Here is a 20,727-nt window from a genome sequence, read left to right as displayed (position 1 = left end):
TGCCGCGTTTTTTTCGCAGAAGTATTTCCAACCGTATTTTCGGTTATTTCATGATTCTAATCGTCATCTCTTTATCGGTGGTCGGCACCATTACCTATTTCCAATCGTCCAAGCTTCTGGACCGTCAGCTCGAACGGTATTTGTCACAAATGATTACTCATGCGGCCTATCATACGGATCTATATTTGCAGACCTTCGATAATGCAAGCAAGACGATTCTGTCGAGTAGCGATGTCCTGAAGTTCATGGAGATGGACCCGGACGATGGCTATCAGTATTACGAGCTGTCGCAGAAAATCCAGAGCGAGGTTTTCGATTCGGCCTTTATCGTTTATCCGCAAATCGATCTGATCTATATCATTAATCAGGATGGCAAAGCAATCACGACGAAAGATATGATCCAGAGCGAAGTGAAGGATTATAAATCCTATTATGAGTTGATAGAACAAAATCTCCCGGAAAACGGTATGGGGGCGCTCATCAATTCGGCTTCTGTTGCCCCGAAGGATGAGCAGTACATTACATTTGTTCGGCGGGTGCGCGGCATTGTAACGCATAAGCCAAGAGGAATCCTCGGCATGAAGTTGAATACGCGGGAGATCTCCAAGCTATGGGGACAGATGGATCTGGGGGAGCAGGGCTATTCCTTCATTATTGATGCGAAGGGGAACTTCGTCGACAAACCGCATCAGGCAGAGGCCAGCGAATATATGGACGAAGCAATAAAGCATAGACTGCTGACCGGAGAGGACACCTTTACCGAGCGGATAGGCGGAAAGAAACGGATGTACGTCTCGAAGCAGCTGCAGGCCGCCGATTGGCGTATGGTCATATCTGTTCCGGTCAGCGAGCTTCGCCAGCCGATTATGAATATTCGCTACACGACCGTTATTGCTGGGGCAGTTACCCTGCTCGTTGCGCTGTGGATTGCCGGTCGTTTTGGCAAGTCACTGGTGCAGCCGCTGAAGAAGCTGGTACGGAATATGCGTTTGATGGAAAAGGGCGAATGGCAAACGATCGATCCGGGCGACCGCGAGGATGAATTCGGTTATTTGATCCAGAACTATAACAAAATGCTAACCCGACTGTCGGAGATGATTGAGCAGGTCTATGAAGCCGAGCTAAAATCCCAGAAAGCTGAACTGAATGTGCAAAGGATCGCCTTGGAACAGCATAAGGCAGAATTCCAGGCGCTGCAGTTGCAGATTAACCCTCATTTTCTCTACAACACGCTGGAGACGATTAAATGCTATGCGGTTGTACAGGACTCCGAGGAGATTATGGATATGGTCGAGGCGATGGCATCGATGCTGCGTTATGCTATTCAGACGAGTTTGACGGAGATTACGGTCGTTGATGAACTTAAGCATGTGCTGAATTATATGAAGATTTTGCAGTATCGTACGCAGAGACAATTTGAGCTGGAGGTGGATATACCTCCGGATCTGCTGCTTCATAGAATGGTGCGTCTCACCTTGCAACCGCTGATCGAAAATGTGTTCCAGCACGCTTTTTCGAACGGAATTCAAAATCATCACCACATCGGGATTCGTGGATATATGGAAGAAGGCCGCTTTATTCTGGCCGTAGCCGATAACGGGGCAGGTATGTCTGAGGATAAGCTGCATGCGGTCAGGGAGAAGCTGCGCTTGAATCAGTTGGCCGAAGCTGATCCGCAGACGACGTATCATCAAGGGGGACTGGGGCTGATGAATGTGCATCGTCGGATTCAAATGGTATATGGCGAGACATATGGCTTATCAATCGATAGTATCGTTGGTCAGGGAACGAAGATTATCATGTCGCTGCCATCTGATGGCAGCATCGTTTGCAGATATGAGGAGGGAACGGGATGACGATTCAGTTGCAAGGGAAAATAGCCCTGGTCACCGGCGCCAGCGCTGGGATCGGGCGGCAGATTGCTGGGACGCTGGCTGCGTCAGGAGCAGCCGTCGCCGTGCATTATCGCAAGGGCAGAGAAGAAGCGGAGGCGGCAGCCGCAGAGATCATTCAAGCCGGCGGCCGCGCGATAGCATGTTATGCCGATCTGACGAAGCTAGAGGATATGACCTCTTTGGTTAGGGAGGTACAGGATCGGCTTGGCGGAACGGTAGATATTTTGGTAAACAATGCCGGAGATTTAATCAAGCGCGTATCTAACTGCGATATGACCGAGGAGCATTACACCCGTGTCATGGATGTGAATTTCAAATCCTGTGTGTTTATGAGCAAGCTTGTGATTCCGGGTATGCAAGCCAAAGGCGCGGGCAAAATCATTCATTTAACCTCGGTAGCGGCGCATGACGGGGGAGGTCCCGGGGCTTCGATCTATGCAGCGAGTAAAGCTGCGGTCATTGCTTATGCCAAAGGCCTGGCTAAAGAGCTTGCTCCGCACGGCATTCATGTAAATTGTATCTCACCAGGATTTATTGGACGGACAGCTTTTCATGCTACACATACTTCCGATCAGGGAAGAGAGGCAACCGTGGCTAAAATCCCTCTTGGCCGGGAAGGAACCCCCCAGGATGTGGCAGATACAGCCTTGTATCTGGCTTCATCCCTATCCAATTACCTGACCGGAGAGACGATCGAGGTTAATGGCGGATTATTTATGCGCTAGATGTTGAACTAATGAATCATTAGTTCAATTTATATCAAATAAGAGGATGGAGGCATGCTTTCTTATGAGCACCACGAATGCGTTGTACCAGCCTTTAAGTGGAGATTTGACGGTTCAATACCAGCCCGACGAAGAGACGAAGCTCTATGAGAATCCGCCGCGATTCACCTGGATTCCCGCTAAGCTGGAAGAGGATAAATATATGCTGGAGATTTCCACTACTCCGGATTTCAGCCGGGAGCACACTCGATCGTATGGACCGGTTTCTTATAATTTTTTTACCCCTGATGCGGTGTTGTCGCCAGGGAATTATTGTTGGCGTTATGCATTGATAGAGAGCACGGGCGAGCTGTCGGAGTGGAGCCAGGTACGGAGGTTCGAGGTTCCTGCCGGGCTGCCGGAGACCCCTCTGGCTTCACGGGTCGACCGATATGTACAGGCTCAGCCTGCACATCCCAGGTTATGGCTTCAGGCCGATCAGTTGGAAGCTTTCCGTGAAAGGATAGAGCATGACGCAGTGGGCGCTGGCTGGTCGGAATTTTACGAACGGTCAGTTCTGCCCTGGGTCAGCCGGGATTTGATCGCGGAGCCGAAGCCATACCCGGGCAATCAGCGGACGGCTGCGCTGTGGCGACAGAGCTATCTGGATTGCCAGGAGGTGCTGTATGCGATCCGGCATTTGAGTATCGCCGCTGTCGTTCTGAAGGACGAACGTCTGGCTGATCAGGCCAAACGCTGGCTGCTGCATGCCACATCTTGGGATCCCAATGGCCCAACTAGCCGCGATTATAACGACGAGGCCGCCTTCCGTATCGCCGGTGCGCTCGCCTGGGGGTACGACTGGCTCTATGAAGAGCTGTCGGAGGATGAGCGCGGACTTGTGCGGAGCCAGCTCCTGCGCCGCACCCGCCAGGTTGCTGTACATGTGATAGAACGCTCCAAAATCCATCATGTGCCTTATGACAGCCATGCTGTTCGCTCTCTTTCGTCTGTGCTGATTCCTTGCTGCATCGCCTTATTAGATGATGAGCCGGAGGTGAGGGAGTGGCTCGATTATACGGTGGAGTATTACTACACGCTGTTCTCCCCTTGGGGAGGGGAAGACGGCGGTTGGGCCGAAGGGCCGCATTATTGGACCACAGGTATGGCTTATCTGACCGAAGCGCTCGATTTGCTGAGAAACTTTGCTGGGCTGGACGTATTCCGGCGGCCATTTTTTCAGCGTACAGGGGATTTTCCGCTATACTGCTATAGCCCTGTCACCTCGACCCGTGCTTCGTTCGGTGATAATTCTTCGCTGGGGGACGGCTTCATCAAGAAAGCGGGCTATAACATGCGTCAGTATGCCGGGGTGACCGGCAACGGTTGGTATCAATGGTATTATGAACAGCTCAAGGACCAGAATCCGGAAGCGGATGAAATGTTTTATAACTATGGTTGGTGGGATTTCCGCTTCGACGAGCTGCTGTACCGCTATAACTATCCGATAGTTCCGGCGGTAGAGCCTGAAGGGATTGAGCCGGTCAAATGGTTCCGAGATATCGGCTGGGTAGCGCTACATCATCGGATGCATGATCCTGCGGAGCAAATAGCGCTGATCGCTAAGAGCAGTCGTTACGGCTCTGTTAGCCACAGCCACGGCGATCAAGGGGCGTTCCTGCTGCACGCCTTCGGCGAGCCGCTGGCGATAGAGAGCGGGTATTACATCGCTTTTAACAGCTCTATGCATGTGAACTGGCGCAGGCAGACGCATTCCAAGAACGCCATTCTGATCGACGGTCAAGGTCAGTTTGCGGACATGAACAAGCCGCTGAATATTGCTGCCCGAGGAGAAGTGGAGGACGCCCGCCGCCACAAGGACTATTGCTATGTACGGATGAATCCGACGCAGGCTTATCTTGAGCATGTGCCCTATTTGAAACAGTATAAAAGGGAAATTTATTTTGTACAGAACGCTTATTTTGTGATCGTAGATTCGATAGATCTAGAGCACCCGGGACGTGTGGCGTGGCTCTTTCACACACTCTATGAAATGGAGCTGAAGGGTCAGGCATTTCATGTTCATGGATGCAAGGCGGATATGGAGGGCCGATTTGTGTTCAGCTCCGCAGGGGATTTGACTTTGACCCAGTCTGACGAGTTCACAGGTGTTGATCCTGCGGAAATTGAAGGTCTCGCTAGGCACTGGCATCTGCGAGCCGAGACGCCGGCTGCGGCCTCGCACCGGATCGCCACGTTGCTTGTGCCAAAGCGGCATAGTGAGCGCGGGAAATATGTGTCCTATTTTATGGATGATCAAGGCTTCAGCTACAATCTCTATTTTACGGATCAGGGGCGGACGCAGAAAATCGAGATCGGCAAGGCCTTTTAATAGAGGCATTAATCAAGTGTCCATGCACAGGAATTACGTATAGAGGGGAGCATGTGAGATGAGTAACATCGGGAAATGGGAAAATGCCGAACCGGGTGTCACACGCAAAATTATGCAGCCAGGCGCAGCGCTGATGATGATGGAGGTTCATTTCGAAACGGGCGCGGAGGGCTATGAGCATACGCATCCACATGAGCAGATGTCCTACTGTTTGAAGGGCCGAGTCGAATTCACGATTGAAGGAGAGAAGACGGTTATTGCGGCCGGTGAGACGATTGTTATTCCGAGCGGAGCGAGACATGGTGCCAAAGCATTGGAGCCAAGCACTCTACTGGATTGTTTTACACCAGTACGGGAGGATTTGGTTAGGAGATAGGTTCAAGTAGATACTGGAATAAATCATTAGTACAGGAGGATCAATAAAGAGGGGGCGTCTGCCCCCTTGTTTGATTCTTATAGTAAGAACTTATACAGCCATGATATTTTCTGCAGCGGGTAGGAGATCCATTTATTGTACCACGGGATGTCTCTTGGGGAAATTTGCGGGTTCTCGGAATAGCCGTTCTTTTTGTCGTATACCAGAGAGGCGGTTTGATAAGTACTCATATGATCTTCAAGCCGATCATGGAACTGCCGCCCGTGAATGACTAGCATTACCTCGGTATTAATGTAGGTGCTTCTTAGATCCAAATTGTAGGAGCCGACCAAGGATAGATCGTCATCAATCAAATAAGACTTCCCATGTAGGGAATGATCGCCTTGATATTCATAGATTTCATCAAAAGTATCTGCCAGAACCGTCCGTGAGGCCAAGTAACTGGAATAAGCGAGCACATTAGGTGAAGAAGCTTGTGAATTCGTAAGCAGACTGAATTGTTCAAGTTTATCTCCAACCTGTCTCAAGGTATTTTCCATGGGCCGATTCAGAACGGTATAAGGACTTTGGATGGTAACTTTATGATCGGCGTTGAGCATCAGTTCACTAAGTTGATACCATAGAAGAGGTTCCTTTTTCTGAGTATGGCTTGGATTGTGGATGAAGCTGATTTTTGCTGTAGGTACGGTGATTTTCTCCGCATTGATATGTTCGGATACGAGATAGGGTTTGTTATCAATGAAATGCTGGTAAGTCTCAACCAATCTCTCCGTTTGCGTCAGTCCAGCAGCGGTTTGCACCGCCGAGAATTTGCCGTAAGTATGCTTGGAGGTGTTCAGGCCCCATATTTCCTCAAAATACTGTTTTACCTGTGGGATAACACTTTGGGCTGAATTAGATGTTCCGGAAGCCGTGTTGTAGACAAGCACGTCACGATCCAGACTGTATGACCTGTTGTACCCTTCCGTCTCAAAGTATTTGTCCCCGATATTGCGTCCGCCAAGTAGTACAAACTTATCATCAACAATGATGTACTTGTCATGCAGCCTACCATTGAAAGTCCATGGTTTAAGCAATTGAACGGGGTTATAAAATTTCAGTTCGACATTCGGATTCTGCACCAATGCATAGGCCGTAGTCTTTGCTTGTCTTGTCAGATGATGGGCAACCCCATCGATCAGGAAGCGGACTTTGACTCCTCGGTTCGCAGCATCAAGCAGGGCGCCGAAGAAGACTTGGGTGCTGTCGCCCCAATGGGTGGAGTAATACGATACATCTAGACTGCTTTGAGCAGCATGAATCATGCCGATACGCGCTTCCAGCCCAGCTTCTCCCATCTCCATAATTCCCGCTCTGTCCACGGAAGGGACTTCAGATCCGTAAAAAGATGTTGGATCGAAGCTGTCCTTAAACTGTTGATTCACTTCAGAAAAAGAAGCATAAGGTATGAGGCCGAATGCGGCTATATAGAATAAGTACAGCGCCAAACCGATCAGTCCGTATTTTAGAGTCCGTCGCTGCCATGTTTTCTTTTTCATAGTATCCTGCCTTTCTCTTTATGATCACCTGGGTGGGAAAATACAGCTTCTTAGCCCCCAATAGAACTAGAGATGGCGTTGTTCCCAAATATAGCGTTAAATTTAAGCTAAACTATGTCGGGTTAGGGACTGTGTTCGTAACGGACATAGTTTAGCTTATATGCGAAAAACAGTCGTCATCAATTTTTAACGGTCACCACCTACGCTTAATTGCTTCAAACTTCCACAAAAAGGGTGTCTTTATCAGATAAGATGCAGCGGTGTCCGTTAAAAGTCATGATGTTCAAGATAAGCATTCTAAGAGACTGCTCTGTCCATTAGAATCACTACAGTACTTACACGGCTAATTTTCCAAAAGTCTTTGCTAATCGCTTCTATAAAATTGCCATCCAAGGCGATAATCTCATTCATAATGGACGCGAGTAGAAAAGTTGCTGTTAAGCTTAAATGGCAATAGGGTGTTTCGTTAGAGGTGGTCTGCTTGGTTTTAGTTATACTTCCGATTGGAAGCGGCTATTCGTGCCGATAGATCGGTAGAAAGTTAACGCTAATGGTTTGTTACTCGTGCTCTTTCTATCAGAATCACTTGGTCTATATAGATGGGGATTGGACTGCCAGGAATAAGGCCTACGATTAGGTAATACGGAGAAACCGAGAAAAGGTCCCAGAAAAGTAGGACGGGCGGGGGTAAAATAGAGTGCGAAAAGGTAAGGGCGAAAGCAGAAAGTGATAACTGAAAATATGCGTAAATATACATTAATTAGTTTAGTCACCAAAGCCAGCTTAGATCGTCGAGCGTACGAGACAAAAACGCTCAGGATTCTCCCTTAACGTGAAAATTTCTGTAAGTTTAGGCTCAGAAATCCTGGAACCAGAATGAGATCATCGCCTTAGTGAGATCGCACTCATCAAGCGGTCAAAAATGACCGTTACAGCAAGAAAAAACATACTACGCGTTTCTAACGGACACTTTTGACCATTAGAAACAAAAATGTGGTTTTCTACGGCGAATCCCCCTTGCAACGGACAATTATGTCCATTACAAGAACAGCGAACTAAAAAATTGGCGCTAACGGTCAATAATGTCCGAGTGATCAAGCTAAACATGGAAATGTCTATATTTAGGGGCATGCAAAAGTCCATCTCAAAGTCGGAGATCCAACTATTAAGACACCCCCTTGTCATGCTAAGTCCCAGTCGGGGTACTCGCGCCTCGGCGCGAGACTGCGCTCAACCTATCTAACTAACGCAGACGGTTTCGCTTCGACGAACCCCCAAGGGGTTCTCATCCCAAAGGACGCAAAAAAGAAAAAGGCCGTCCCAGTCGGGGTACTCGCGCCTCGGCGCGAGACTGCGCTCAACCTATCTAACTGGCGCAGACGGTTTCGCTTCGACGAACCCCCAAGGGGTTCTCATCCCAAAGGACGCAAAGAGGAAAAAAGCCGTCCCAGTCGGGGTACTCGCGCCTCGGCGCGAGACTGCACTCAACCTATCTAGCTAACGCAGACGGTTTCGCTTCGACGAACCCCCAAGGGGTTCTCATCCTAAAGGACGCAAAGAGGAAAAAGGCCGTCCCAGTCGGGGTACTCGCGCCTCGGCGCGAGACTGCGCTCAACCTATCTAGCTAACGCAGAAGGTTTCGCTTCGACGAACCCCCAAGGGGTTCTCATCCCAAAGGACGCAAAGAGGAAAAAGGCCGTCCCAGTCGGGGTACTCGCGCCTCGGCGCGAGACTGCGCTCAACCTATCTAGCTAACGCAGAAGGTTTCGCTTCGACGAACCCCCAAGGGGTTCTCATCCTAAAGGACGCAAAAAAAAGCTCTCCAAATTTGGAGAGCTTTCACTATACGTCCCAGAAGGGATTCGAACCCCTGACCGACGGCTTAGAAGGCCGTTGCTCTATCCTGCTGAGCTACTGGGACAAAACAAAGCAAGCAAAAAGTATCATAACATATCGAGGGGGAATTAGGCAACAATAGATTTTAAACGAATTCTGAAGCTATTTTTTTGTCCTATACAAAGTCTATGCTATAATTTCAAATAAATTGCTTCGGAAGAAAGGGGGCTGCTGCTATTAACAACTTACGGCCCGATGAAAAGGATAATGTTTTTCTATTCCCGAAAACTTTAGATTATTACCAAATCGAACTCACCAGGATGTTGGAACGGGAACAATACAAAGAGGCAGCAGGCCTTCTGCGTTTTTTACTGCAGTGTCAAGGAATGGAACAGAGGAACTATGAAGAGTGGCAGGCTTTGCTGGACTGGCTGATCAGCGCTTTTCCAGGATTGCAGGAAGAATCACTGGAGGACGAGGAGACCGGATTTGCTGACCAGGCCGAAGAAGAAATGGCCAGACAGCATGTTCAGGCCAAAGCGGCCGAGGATAAGGAATATGCGGCCAAGCTGCTTCAGACCGTAACAGGTCAGCCGTTGTCGGAACAGACCTTTCTGGCATTGGATCAGCTCTCTTACCTGGAGTCGTCTGATGTGGATGAAGTTCTCGTTCAATGGCTTGGACGCCAGAAGCTACATCCTTTGCTGCAATATAGAGTTCTACAAACCCTGCGACGTAGGGGGAAGACCGGACATGTTACATTTCTGCGCACAGGAGAGCGGGTCGAGATCGATGTAGAATCCGTGCCGCTAAGGCCGGAGGATTTTCCGCCCTCGATTCAGAGCATTTTGGAGCGGGTTGGTGACCAGACACAGGTTCATGATCCAACACTCTTCTACTTCGCCCAGGAGCTGTGGTTCCAGTTCGTGATGGCTATTTACGGGACCATGGATTATCGCTCCATGCTGGCCGAAGAGGATGATATCATCGATATTTGGGCTGCTGCTTTGCATCAGATCGTATCGGATACCTTGCCAGGTGGTCAAGGTGATGAGGAAATTCGCGCTTTATATGGGATCACGGATCATTTAAGATTGCGCTTCGAACAGGCGTATCGTTCGATGCGTCAGTTTGCAAGTTTCGGGCTAAAATAAGACAAGGTTTGTTTAAGCGCAGTGGCGATCCTTTCCAGTCTTTTGCAGGCTCTTGTAAAAAGATACATTGTTGTTTATAATGGAATGGTTATTCTGAACGTGGAATAAGGACAGCTATACTGGAACCTTGATAGCTGCTTTATCGCGATTCGGTTTCAGTACTTTAGTATATATGAATTTTGGAGGGGAAGGCATAAATGAAAGCAACTTGGGAGAAAATAGAAAGAAACCTCGGCGTTCTCGAGGTTGAAGTTGAGGCAGAACGCGTAGCCTCTGCATTGGATAAAGCTTTTCAAAAAGTAGTGAAGAAGATCAACGTTCCTGGATTCCGTAAAGGTAAAGTACCTCGGGCGATCTTTGAATCTCGTTTTGGTGTAGAAAGCTTGTACCAAGATGCAATCGATATTTTACTTCCAGAAGTGTACACAGAAGCGATCGATGAAACTAACATTTTCCCAGTAGATCGTCCGGAAGTTGACGTAGAGCAATTTGAAAAGGGACAACCTTTCAAATTCAAAGCAAAAGTAACGGTTAAACCAGAAGTTACTCTTGGCGACTACAAAGGAGTCGAAGTAGCAGCAATCAACATTGAAGTTAGCGAAGAAGAGTTGAACGAAGAACTTACTCGTATGCAAGAACGTCACGCTGAGTTGGTTGTTATCGATGAAGAAGCAGCACAAAATGGCGACGTTACAGTAATCGACTTCGATGGTTCCGTTGATGGAGTTCCTTTCGAAGGCGGCAAAGGCGAGCGTTATTCGCTTGAGCTTGGAAGCAACTCGTTCATCCCTGGCTTTGAAGACCAAGTTGTTGGCATGGCAACTGGCGACTTCAAGGATGTAACGGTTACTTTCCCTGAGACTTATCATGCAGAAGAGCTTGCTGGTAAGGAAGCTGTATTCAAAGTGAAAGTACATGAAATCAAACGTAAACAACTGCCTGAGCTTGACGATGAGTTCGCTAAGGATGTTAGTGAATTTGATACGCTCGACGAGTACAAGGAAGATTTGAAGAAACAAATCGCCGCTCGTAAAGAGAATGAAGGCAAGGCAGCTCGTGAATCAGCCGTTGTAGAAGCTGTCGGAGCTAACGCTGAGGTTGAAATTCCTGAAGCTATGGTTCAAACAGAAGTACAGAACATGGTTCGCGACTTCGACAACCGTCTTCGCGCTCAAGGTATGAACCTTGACCTGTTCTTGAACTTCTCCGGCCAAACGATCGAAGATCTGCAAGGACAAATGAAAGTTGACGCTGAGAAACGCGTTCGCAACAATCTCGTTCTTGAGCAAATCGCTAAGGCTGAGAAGATTGAAGCAACTGAAGAAGAAATTACTAAAGAACTTGCGGACATGTCCGATGCATACAAACGCTCCCCAGAAGAAATCCGCAACATTCTTGCAGCAAACGGTGCTTTGAGCAGCTTGAACGAAGAAGTGCTCTTGCGCAAGACGATCGAATTCCTTCTTGCTAACAGCAAGGAAGTTCCAGCTGATCAACTGGCTGCTAAGTCAGAAGCTAAAGAAGAAGCGGCCCAAGAAAACTAAGGCGAATACCGATTCCCTTGAGCATCTAGATAACGGCGATAATTCGTCGTAACATAACACCGCAACCTTTAAATGTTAAGGCACGTATATTAAATGCGTGCCTTAATTTTTCACCTTTTTGTAATACATTTATTTCCAATTACTTTCAGACAAGCTCCAGGGTATATATTTCCTTTCTGAGGTCATAAACTGTATCGTGTGAAAAATGACATAGACCTTTGAACGTGATAAAATACTTGATGAGAGCAGCAAAGAAAATTGAAAAAGAAATGAGGTTGGTCGCATGAGTCTGGTTCCAATGGTCGTTGAACAAACAAATCGGGGTGAACGGTCTTACGATATTTACTCAAGACTGCTCAAGGATCGCATCATTTTTCTAAGCAGCGCGATAGATGATGAAGTTGCCAATCTCGTGATTGCCCAATTGCTGTTTTTGACAGCGGAAGATCCTGAGAAGGACATCCATCTGTACATTAACTCGCCCGGTGGATCAGTTACAGCCGGAATGGGTATATATGATACAATGCAATATATTAAGCCTGACGTCTCCACGATCTGTGTGGGAATGGCTGCAAGCATGGGTTCATTGTTGCTTACAGCAGGCGCGCCTGGCAAGCGCTTTGCGCTGCCGAACAGCGAGGTAATGATTCATCAGCCGCTTGGTGGAGTTCGTGGTCAAGCCACTGATATCAAAATACATGCTGACTGGATTATTAAGACCAGAGAGAAGTTGAATCAGATCTATGTAGATCGTACGGGTCAACCCCTGGACAAAATTCAGCGCGACACAGACCGCGATTTCTTCATGAGCGCGGAAGAAGCGAAGGCTTACGGGATTATTGATAAGGTGATTTATCAAGCCCATTAAATGTTAAAGGGGTGTTTACATGTTTAAATTCAACGATGAGAAAGGGCAGTTGAAATGTTCGTTCTGCGGCAAATCGCAGGATCAGGTTCGTAAGCTCGTTGCCGGACCTGGCGTTTATATATGTGATGAATGTATTGAACTCTGCACGGAGATCGTTGAGGAAGAATTGGGACATGAAGAGGAATTGGACCTCAAAGAGATCCCAAAACCGAGAGAAATTCGTGAAATCCTTGATCAGTATGTTATCGGTCAGGAGCAAGCGAAGAAATCTCTATCTGTAGCAGTTTACAATCACTACAAGCGTGTTAATACGCAGAGCAAGATTGAAGATGTAGAGTTGCAGAAGAGTAACATTCTGCTTCTGGGACCTACGGGTTCCGGTAAAACATTACTCGCACAGACAATGGCCAAAATTTTGAACGTTCCGTTTGCTATTGCGGACGCTACTTCATTGACCGAAGCTGGTTATGTTGGCGAAGATGTAGAGAATATTCTGCTCAAGCTGATCCAGGCTGCTGATTATGATGTAGAGAAGGCAGAACGCGGAATTATTTATATCGATGAGATCGATAAAGTAGCACGCAAATCCGAGAATCCTTCGATCACTCGCGATGTATCTGGTGAAGGTGTGCAGCAAGCACTCTTGAAGATTCTTGAAGGTACAGTTGCTTCTGTTCCGCCACAAGGTGGGCGCAAGCATCCGCATCAAGAATTCATTCAGATTGATACAACGAATATCCTGTTTATTTGCGGCGGTGCTTTCGATGGCCTCGAGCAAATGATCAAGCGCCGGATTGGCAAGAAGGTCATCGGCTTTAATGCGGCAAGCGAAGGTCAAAAGGACCTCAAGCCAGGCGAATATTTGACCATGGTATTGCCAGAGGATCTGCTTAAATTCGGATTGATTCCAGAGTTTGTCGGCCGTCTGCCGGTTATCTCGACTTTAGAGCCACTCGATGAGAGCTCTCTAGTTCGTATTCTATCCGAACCAAAGAACGCACTCGTGAAGCAATATCAGAAGATGCTGGAACTTGACAACGTGAATCTGAGTTTTGAGCCGAAGGCTCTGGAAGCGATCGCGCGTGAAGCAATCAAGCGGAATACTGGTGCGCGCGGACTGCGGGCAATCATTGAAGGTATCATGCTGGACGTTATGTATGAGGTTCCGTCTAGAGATGATGTCGAGGATTGCATCATTACCGAGCAGGTCGTTGAAGAGAAGACGATTCCTGAACTCGGAGCGAAGAAGAACAAGAAGCAAGAAGAGAGTGCATAATCAGAATAATACAGCGCCTCCGCGCTGCTAAATAAAAGTCAATTCCTCCACCTTTGTATTTCGGGCGCGTCCCTTAACAGGGGTGGAGATTTGACGTTATGGGAGAGACGTGAAATGACATTCTTGAGACAAGATACGCGTCTGGTCAAAGTAGGTAATTTGACGATCGGCGGTAGCGACGAAGTAATCATTCAGAGTATGTGCACGACCAAGACGGCAGATGTAGCCGCAACGGTAGCCGAGATTCTCCGTCTCGAAGAAGCAGGCTGCCAAATGGTACGTGTAACCGTCAATAATGAGGAAGCGGCGGCTGCAATCAAGGAGATCAAGAAGCAGATTCATATTCCTCTTGTTGCTGATATTCATTTCAACTACAAGCTTGCGCTTCAAGCTATTGAGAACGGAATTGATAAGGTCCGTATTAATCCCGGCAATATCGGGCGTCGCGAGAAGGTTGAAGCGGTCGTGAATGCCTGTAAGGAGAAGGGGATCCCCATTCGTATCGGCGTAAATGCCGGATCTCTGGAGCAGCATTTACTTGATAAATACGGCTATCCGACACCGGAAGCTATGGTGGAGAGTGCACTGTACCATATCGGCATTCTGGAGGAACTGGATTTCCACGACATTATCGTATCGTTGAAGGCTTCGGATGTGCCAATGGCGATTGAGGCTTACACGAAGGCGGCTGAAGTCATTCCATATCCACTACATCTGGGTATCACAGAAGCGGGTACCTTGTTCGCAGGAACCGTGAAAAGTGCAGCAGGGATTGGCGCTTTGCTCTCGCGTGGAATCGGATCAACGCTGCGGATTTCGCTTAGTGCGGACCCGGTAGAAGAAGTCAAGGTAGCACGTGAGCTGCTGAAGTCATTCGGTCTCATTGCCAATGCGCCTACACTTGTATCCTGTCCGACTTGTGGACGACTGGATATCGATTTGTTCAGTATTGCTAACGAAGTAGAAGAATATCTCTCGAACCTGAAGGTGCCGATCAAGGTATCGGTGCTTGGATGTGCGGTCAATGGCCCTGGTGAAGCCCGTGAAGCGGATATCGGGATCGCCGGAGCGCGCGGCGAAGGAATGCTATTCCGTTATGGGGAGATGGTCCGCAAGGTTCCGGAGGCGGATCTAGTCTCTGAGCTGAAGAAGGAGATCGACCATATTGCTAAGGTATTTGAAGAGACAGGAGAGATTCCTGGACGCAAAGAACATCAGGCGAAGATCGCTGCCAAGCTGAAGGAAAGCGCCGGTGTATAATATAAAATAGAATCGATTATTAGCCGTAAGCTGCGGTATTGCAGCTTACGGCTTTTGCTTTTACTTACATTTTAATGCTTATCTGCGTTTTATGACTGAGCGAAAGGGCAATACTATCCTTATAATGTAAGTTCAAAAAGTCCGGTTTTCAGCACCGATAAGGTTGGAGGAAGCTAGATAAATGGACTTTTTGAACTACCTCATGTATCAGTCGAAGTGTGGGAGGCTTAACGAATTATGGAACTGAGTGTCATTCTAATGTCCGTACAAATGTTTTTTGCGGTGGTGATCGGGCTATACTTCTGGAATCAGTTGCGCAGCCAGAAGGGCAATCGCAGTGCGGTTGACCGCGAGTCGCGGAAAGAGATGGAGAAGCTGCGCAAGCTGCGGGCGATTTCGTTAACGAAGCCGCTGGCTGAACGGACAAGGCCTGCTTCATTAGGTGATATTGTCGGTCAGAAGGACGGGCTTCGCGCGCTGAAAGCGGCGCTGTGCAGTGCGAATCCGCAGCATGTGATTATCTATGGGCCGCCTGGAGTTGGCAAGACGGCCGCTGCTCGCGTTGTGATGGGAGAGGCCAAGAAGAATCCTGTCTCTCCCTTCAAGGTGGATGCTAAATTTTTTGAAATTGATGCGACTATCGCCCGGTTTGATGAACGGGGCATTGCCGATCCGCTAATCGGTTCGGTTCATGACCCGATCTATCAGGGAGCCGGCGCTATGGGGGTAGCAGGGATTCCCCAGCCTAAGCCGGGAGCAGTGACGAAGGCGCATGGTGGAATTTTGTTCATAGACGAGATTGGTGAATTACATTCGATGCAGATGAATAAACTGCTAAAAGTACTAGAGGATCGCAAGGTTTACCTGGAGAGTGCTTATTACAGCTCTGAGGATTCGAATACACCAGCCTATATCCATGATATTTTTCAAAATGGGCTGCCCGCAGATTTCAGGCTGGTTGGAGCAACGACCCGTTCGCCGCAAGAGATTCCGCCAGCACTCAGGTCACGTTGCATGGAAATTTATTTTCGCCCGCTTCTACCTGAGGAGATTGCGCAAATTGCTGACGATGCGATTAAGCGAATTGGCTTCCAGCCTTGTCCTGAGGCGGTTGAGGTGATTACGAAATACGCTACCAACGGGCGCGAAGCTGTTAATATGGTGCAGCTTGCCGTCGGGCTGGCGTTAACGGAGAAGCGGGATCATTTGCTCGCCTCTGACTTGGAGTGGGTGGCAACCAGCAGTCAGTTATCGCCAAGACCCGAAAGGAAGATTCCGTCCCGCTCCGAGGTAGGCGTTGTGAATGGCCTGGCTGTTTACGGGCCAAACCAGGGTACGCTGCTGGAGATTGAGGCAACCGCAATACCAGTTGAGAAAGGGCAAGGAAACTTCACAATCACGGGTGTTGTGGATGAGGAGGAGCTTGGCGGTGGAAGCCGAACGTTGCGTCGCAAGAGCATGGCCAAGGGCTCGGTTGAGAATGTCTTGACGGTTATGAAGCGAATCGGTCTTGATATCAGCAAGTATGATATTCATATCAACTTCCCTGGAGGAACACCGATCGATGGTCCTTCCGCGGGGCTTGCTATTGCTACGGCTGTCGCTTCGGCCATCAAATCGATCCCGGTGGATCATCGAATAGCGATGACCGGGGAACTGGGTATCTACGGAAACGCCAAACCGGTTGGCGGTGTTGTTGCTAAGGTAGAGGCTGCGTTCCAAGCAGGAGCCACGACAGTTCTGATTCCGAAAGAGAATTGGCAGTCTTTATTTGAAGGTTTGGATGGGCTGAGAGTAATACCTGTTGAGTCAATTAACGAGGTGTTCCAGCATGTATTCGGGCCAGAAATGCAGAAGGACCTGGGGCTTATATCTGGAGAAGAGGAGATCTTCGCTCCTGTGGCATCGCCAGCTCCATTCCTTCATGCTGAGTCGCCTTCTCCGAACACTTCCATGTGAATGAGCCTGAGCCACTTTCCTCTTGGCGGCTGCCTTTGTGCAGCCGTTCTTCATTGGTGTTTTCATGTAACATTTGCTAAAATATGAATGATATCTTACGAGAACGACTGGAGGTGCGAAAGCGATGGGACCTCATAAAAACAAAGGCCGTCGTTTTCCTCTATTGCCTTTGCGTGGTCTACTCGTCTACCCAAGCATGGTACTGCATCTGGATGTTGGACGAGAGAAATCCGTGAAAGCGTTAGAAAAAGCGATGGTTGACGACAATTTGATTCTCCTATGTTCTCAATCTGAAGTGAACATTGAAGAACCAACGCAAGAAGATATATTTCGAATCGGCACAGTAGCAAAGGTCCGGCAAATGCTGAAGCTCCCCAACGGAACAATCAGAGTTCTGGTTGAAGGGATGGAACGTGCTGAGATTATGGAATATTTGGATAATGAAGAGTATTACGAGGTCATTGCGGTTGAGAGACCGGAAATCGAGCCTGCGGAGCCTGAAGTGGATGCTCTAATGCGCACGGTGCTGACTCAATTCGAACATTATATTAACTTATCCAAGAAAGTAACACCCGAGACTCTAGCGGCAGTTTCCGATATTGAGGAGGCTGGGCGGCTAGCTGATGTTATTACGAGTCACCTGTCTCTCAAAATCAAGGATAAGCAGGAAATCCTCGAGACGATCGATGTAAGGGAACGTCTAGAGAAGCTGCTCGATATTCTGAATAATGAGCGCGAGGTGCTTGAGCTTGAACGGAAGATCAGCCAGCGCGTTAAGAAGCAGATGGAGAAGACGCAGAAGGAATATTATCTGCGCGAGCAGATGAAGGCGATCCAGAAGGAACTCGGCGAGAAGGAAGGCCGTGCCGGAGAAGTCGAGGAGCTTCGCTCTCAACTTGAAGCGAAGACTTTGCCGGATGCGGTTCGTGAGAAGACACTCAAGGAGATAGATCGGCTCGAGAAAATGCCAATCAGTTCTGCGGAGGGCGGAGTAATCCGCAATTACGTCGATTGGTTGCTGAGCCTGCCTTGGGATCAGCAGAGTGAAGATGATCTGGATCTTGCCAAGGCAGAGCAGGTGCTTGATGAAGACCATTACGGCCTGGATAAGCCGAAGGAGAGGGTGCTTGAATATTTGGCGGTGCAGAAGCTCGTCAAGAAGCTGAAAGGCCCTATCCTATGTCTTGTTGGTCCGCCAGGGGTCGGGAAGACCTCGCTGGCTCGTTCGATTGCCCGGTCACTCGGACGCCAATTCGTACGTGTCTCTCTCGGCGGCGTGCGTGATGAGGCGGAGATTCGCGGACATAGAAGAACCTATGTAGGTGCTATGCCAGGCAGAATCATTCAAGGAATGAAGACGGCGGGTACGCTAAATCCGGTGTTCTTGCTTGACGAGATCGACAAGATGGCCTCGGATTTCCGTGGTGATCCGTCAGCAGCCCTGTTGGAAGTACTCGATCCAGAACAGAATAATACGTTCAGCGATCATTTTATCGAAGTACCATTCGATCTATCCAACGTGATGTTCATTACGACAGCCAATGCAGCTCATAACATCCCACGGCCGCTGCTCGACCGTATGGAGATGTTGTTCATTCCTGGTTATACGGAGCTGGAGAAGCTGCAGATTGCTACACGCTATCTTCTGCCGAAGCAGAAGCGCGAGCACGGGCTAGAACCAGAGCAGCTGAAGATTGATGAGTCCGCATTACTGAAGACGATCCGTGAATATACACGGGAGTCTGGAGTAAGAAATCTGGAGCAGCAGGTAGCGGCTCTGTGCCGTAAGGCTGCCAAGAAAATCGTCTCCGAGGGGATCGAGTGTCTGGAGATTACGGAGAATCAGATCAAGGATTATTTGGGGATTCCCAAATTCCGCTATGGTGTAGCCGAGCTGGAGGATCAGATTGGTATGGTGACCGGATTAGCCTGGACCGAGGTTGGCGGGGAGACACTACTGATCGAAGTTACAGTTGTACCTGGTAGCGGCAAGCTGATTCTGACCGGGAAGCTGGGCGATGTGATGAAGGAGTCGGCGCAAGCGGCCTTTAGTTATACCCGTTCCAAAGCGGAGGAATTGGGGATTCCAACTGACTTCCATGAGAAGAATGATGTTCACATCCATATTCCGGAGGGGGCGATTCCTAAGGATGGACCTTCGGCAGGAATTACGATTGCAACGGCTCTGATCTCAGCACTGACCGGTCGCCATGTCTCCAAGGATATTGCGATGACTGGCGAGATTACATTGAGGGGCCGGGTTCTGCCAATCGGTGGATTGAAGGAGAAGTCATTAGCAGCTCATCGGGCCGGTTACAAGAAAATATTGCTGCCTAAGGATAATGAACGCGATCTGCGCGATATCCCAGACAGCGTGAAGGAAGATATTGAATTTGTGCCCGTGGGGCATATGGACCAGGTTTTGAGGCATGCGCTCGTCGAACAAAGCGGATTGCAATAGAGAGGAATTTGAACGAATGAAAGTAACGAATGCAGAATTTGTGATTAGCGCTGTAGGCCCGAGTGGTTATCCTCAGGACGCCTTGCCAGAGATTGCTCTGGCAGGGCGTTCCAACGTGGGCAAATCATCGCTTATTAACAAGATGATTAATCGCAAGAATTTGGCTCGAACGAGTTCGACGCCAGGGAAGACCCAGCATCTGAATTATTATCGGATCAATAATGAGCTCTACTTCGTTGACTTGCCAGGATATGGCTATGCCAAAGTCTCCAAGACCCAGCGACAGGTATGGGGAGCTATGATCGAGAAGTATTTGCTTGAGCGTGAGACGCTACGTCTGATCATACTGGTAATCGATCTGAGACATCCGCCTAGCAAGGATGACGAGATGATGTATGACTGGCTCAAGCATTATGATTCGCCGGTGTGCATCGTCGCCACGAAAGCAGACAAGATCCCGCGTTCTCGTTGGCAGAAGCATATCAAGATCATCAAGGAAGCACTTGTCATGCGCGGTGGCGATAAGCTGATTATGTTCTCCTCAGAGACGGGGATCGGTAAAGACGAGCTATGGGCACATATTGCCGGGCTTACCCATCCGAACGAGCCTGAGGCAGAGAAAATCGAAGAATAAACGAATGCCATTTTCAATGGATTAAGAAGGGATTCGGAGAACACGCGGTAGGAAAGTGAGAATGCTGGGGGATTTTTGCAGTTAAAAACTGCTTATTCCGTTTTTTTCTGAAAAATGGCTGGAATTCACGGTTTAATGGCTGAGCAAATTCTTTAACGAGTAGTGTATAATTATTATAATCGTTAAAAGAATTGAGGAGATTTTTATGGCTCAGCGGTTAGCCACAGAATATGTCAATGCCAGTTTGCGTTTGTCAGAAGCTCAGATGTCACAGTTTGTTCATAAGGTTTATGATCCCCATGTCCGTCAGAAAGTGAAAGTACTTGAGAACGGAAGCCACGAGGTTGTACTTGAGGATGACGGGGGTGAAGAAGTCTGTCTGCCTTTTGACCGTAGGGACGGTTATTACGTCTGTGAACTGTCTTTCCGCTTGGAACAACCACATTTAACGAACGTAATGAGACTTTTGTTCTCAGCTTTTAAAGGTTCTGGCCTGGTAACCAGAGTATATAGTGGATTCATGATGATGTATTATTATCAAGAAGGCCGCGTTCGCAAGATCGTGGAATATTCCCGGGACTCTTATAAGCTCGTGTTTGAGCATAAGGATACGGCGGGTAAGCTGCAGCGACTGTACCACAACAATGATGTGGAGCAGGAGATTAGTGGTATTCAAGAGAGCATCAATGCTTTGCTTGACTCGCGTTTTGTAACGAATGATCCCGTGGTGGTTAATCAAATTGACGATCAGCTTCGCGAGCATTCACGGCGGTTGTTCGTCCTGGAAGCCTAGAGCTTTCAAGGGGTATGATCATCTTTTTGACCTAGTC

14 protein-coding genes and 1 tRNA gene are annotated in these 20,727 nt (G+C 48.5%); 13 read left to right on the top strand and 2 right to left on the bottom strand.

Translation table 11 applies throughout. From position 1 onward, the window contains the following. Positions 1 to 50 precede the first annotated feature (50 nt). The 4 genes from EI981_RS23255 to EI981_RS23240 all read left to right on the top strand — a co-directional run bounded on the left by EI981_RS23255 (position 51) and on the right by EI981_RS23240 (position 5,367). Positions 51 to 1,856: a sensor histidine kinase gene (locus EI981_RS23255; protein ID WP_227011556.1), complete on the top strand. Its 1,806-nt coding sequence runs from the start codon at positions 51 to 53 to the stop codon at positions 1,854 to 1,856. Then, positions 1,853 to 2,620, top strand: a complete 768-nt coding sequence (locus EI981_RS23250) for an SDR family NAD(P)-dependent oxidoreductase (protein WP_127002300.1) — start codon at positions 1,853 to 1,855, stop codon at positions 2,618 to 2,620. The genes EI981_RS23255 and EI981_RS23250 overlap by 4 nt, the downstream gene beginning before the upstream one ends. A 64-nt stretch (positions 2,621 to 2,684) precedes the next feature. Next, the gene (locus EI981_RS23245) at positions 2,685 to 4,991 is read left to right on the top strand and encodes a DUF4962 domain-containing protein (RefSeq protein WP_127002298.1); all 2,307 of its coding nucleotides are present in this window, start codon (positions 2,685 to 2,687) and stop codon (positions 4,989 to 4,991) included. A 58-nt stretch (positions 4,992 to 5,049) separates the two neighbouring features. After that, entirely contained in the window at positions 5,050 to 5,367 is a 318-nt protein-coding gene (locus tag EI981_RS23240; RefSeq protein WP_127002296.1) for a cupin domain-containing protein, read from the top strand. 77 nt (positions 5,368 to 5,444) lie between these two features. Here the strand turns inward: EI981_RS23240 and EI981_RS23235 are convergent, their stop codons facing one another. Next, a complete protein-coding gene (locus tag EI981_RS23235; protein ID WP_127002294.1) occupies positions 5,445 to 6,905 on the bottom strand; it encodes a phospholipase D-like domain-containing protein in 1,461 nt (486 codons plus the stop codon). Between the two features lie 1,847 nt (positions 6,906 to 8,752). Continuing rightward, positions 8,753 to 8,826, bottom strand: a tRNA-Arg gene (locus tag EI981_RS23230). A 235-nt stretch (positions 8,827 to 9,061) separates the two neighbouring features. Between EI981_RS23230 and EI981_RS23225 the strand changes: the two genes are divergently transcribed. The 9 genes from EI981_RS23225 (at position 9,062) to EI981_RS23185 (ending at position 20,690) form a co-directional block, all read left to right on the top strand. Next, positions 9,062 to 9,895, top strand: a complete 834-nt coding sequence (locus EI981_RS23225) for a hypothetical protein (protein WP_227011555.1) — start codon at positions 9,062 to 9,064, stop codon at positions 9,893 to 9,895. A gap of 197 nt (positions 9,896 to 10,092) precedes the next feature. Then, complete coding sequence (tig, locus tag EI981_RS23220; RefSeq protein WP_127002290.1) at positions 10,093 to 11,439, top strand: trigger factor; 1,347 nt, start codon at positions 10,093 to 10,095, stop codon at positions 11,437 to 11,439. Between the two features lie 283 nt (positions 11,440 to 11,722). Next, positions 11,723 to 12,307, top strand: a complete 585-nt coding sequence (gene clpP / locus EI981_RS23215) for an ATP-dependent Clp endopeptidase proteolytic subunit ClpP (RefSeq protein ID WP_068778145.1) — start codon at positions 11,723 to 11,725, stop codon at positions 12,305 to 12,307. A 19-nt stretch (positions 12,308 to 12,326) separates the two neighbouring features. Beyond that, a complete protein-coding gene (gene clpX / locus EI981_RS23210) occupies positions 12,327 to 13,583 on the top strand; it encodes an ATP-dependent protease ATP-binding subunit ClpX (protein WP_127002288.1) in 1,257 nt (418 codons plus the stop codon). 114 nt (positions 13,584 to 13,697) lie between these two features. Continuing rightward, positions 13,698 to 14,843 (top strand): flavodoxin-dependent (E)-4-hydroxy-3-methylbut-2-enyl-diphosphate synthase, encoded by a 1,146-nt coding sequence (ispG, locus tag EI981_RS23205; RefSeq protein WP_127002286.1) that lies wholly within the window; start codon positions 13,698 to 13,700, stop codon positions 14,841 to 14,843. Between the two features lie 237 nt (positions 14,844 to 15,080). Then, complete coding sequence (gene lonB, locus EI981_RS23200; protein ID WP_127002284.1) at positions 15,081 to 16,802, top strand: ATP-dependent protease LonB; 1,722 nt, start codon at positions 15,081 to 15,083, stop codon at positions 16,800 to 16,802. Positions 16,803 to 16,926: 124 nt separating this feature from the next. Then, positions 16,927 to 19,263 carry an endopeptidase La gene (gene lon / locus EI981_RS23195; protein ID WP_127002282.1) on the top strand — a complete coding sequence of 779 codons (2,337 nt, stop codon included), beginning with the start codon at positions 16,927 to 16,929 and terminating at the stop codon, positions 19,261 to 19,263. 16 nt (positions 19,264 to 19,279) lie between these two features. Continuing rightward, the gene (gene yihA / locus EI981_RS23190) at positions 19,280 to 19,897 is read left to right on the top strand and encodes a ribosome biogenesis GTP-binding protein YihA/YsxC (RefSeq protein WP_227011554.1); all 618 of its coding nucleotides are present in this window, start codon (positions 19,280 to 19,282) and stop codon (positions 19,895 to 19,897) included. 205 nt (positions 19,898 to 20,102) lie between these two features. Further along, a complete protein-coding gene (locus tag EI981_RS23185) occupies positions 20,103 to 20,690 on the top strand; it encodes a non-ribosomal peptide synthetase module (protein ID WP_127002278.1) in 588 nt (195 codons plus the stop codon). Positions 20,691 to 20,727 lie beyond the last annotated feature (37 nt).

The sequence above is a fragment of the Paenibacillus lutimineralis genome (genome assembly GCF_003991425.1).
Classification (GTDB): Bacteria; Bacillota; Bacilli; order Paenibacillales; family Paenibacillaceae; genus Fontibacillus; species Fontibacillus lutimineralis.
This window is presented reverse-complemented; position numbering and strand designations above follow the sequence as displayed.

Excerpts from the sequence above, each read along its gene's own strand:
- EI981_RS23255 (WP_227011556.1), top strand. The coding sequence starts at position 51 with ATGATTCTAATCGTCATCTCTTTATCGGTGGTCGGCACCATTACCTAT.
- EI981_RS23250 (WP_127002300.1), top strand. The coding sequence starts at position 1,853 with ATGACGATTCAGTTGCAAGGGAAAATAGCCCTGGTCACCGGCGCCAGC.
- EI981_RS23245 (WP_127002298.1), top strand. The coding sequence starts at position 2,685 with ATGAGCACCACGAATGCGTTGTACCAGCCTTTAAGTGGAGATTTGACG.
- EI981_RS23240 (WP_127002296.1), top strand. The coding sequence starts at position 5,050 with ATGAGTAACATCGGGAAATGGGAAAATGCCGAACCGGGTGTCACACGC.
- EI981_RS23235 (WP_127002294.1), bottom strand. The coding sequence starts at position 6,905 with ATGAAAAAGAAAACATGGCAGCGACGGACTCTAAAATACGGACTGATC.
- EI981_RS23225 (WP_227011555.1), top strand. The coding sequence starts at position 9,062 with ATGTTGGAACGGGAACAATACAAAGAGGCAGCAGGCCTTCTGCGTTTT.
- tig (WP_127002290.1), top strand. The coding sequence starts at position 10,093 with ATGAAAGCAACTTGGGAGAAAATAGAAAGAAACCTCGGCGTTCTCGAG.
- clpP (WP_068778145.1), top strand. The coding sequence starts at position 11,723 with ATGAGTCTGGTTCCAATGGTCGTTGAACAAACAAATCGGGGTGAACGG.
- clpX (WP_127002288.1), top strand. The coding sequence starts at position 12,327 with ATGTTTAAATTCAACGATGAGAAAGGGCAGTTGAAATGTTCGTTCTGC.
- ispG (WP_127002286.1), top strand. The coding sequence starts at position 13,698 with ATGACATTCTTGAGACAAGATACGCGTCTGGTCAAAGTAGGTAATTTG.
- lonB (WP_127002284.1), top strand. The coding sequence starts at position 15,081 with ATGGAACTGAGTGTCATTCTAATGTCCGTACAAATGTTTTTTGCGGTG.
- lon (WP_127002282.1), top strand. The coding sequence starts at position 16,927 with ATGGGACCTCATAAAAACAAAGGCCGTCGTTTTCCTCTATTGCCTTTG.
- yihA (WP_227011554.1), top strand. The coding sequence starts at position 19,280 with ATGAAAGTAACGAATGCAGAATTTGTGATTAGCGCTGTAGGCCCGAGT.
- EI981_RS23185 (WP_127002278.1), top strand. The coding sequence starts at position 20,103 with ATGGCTCAGCGGTTAGCCACAGAATATGTCAATGCCAGTTTGCGTTTG.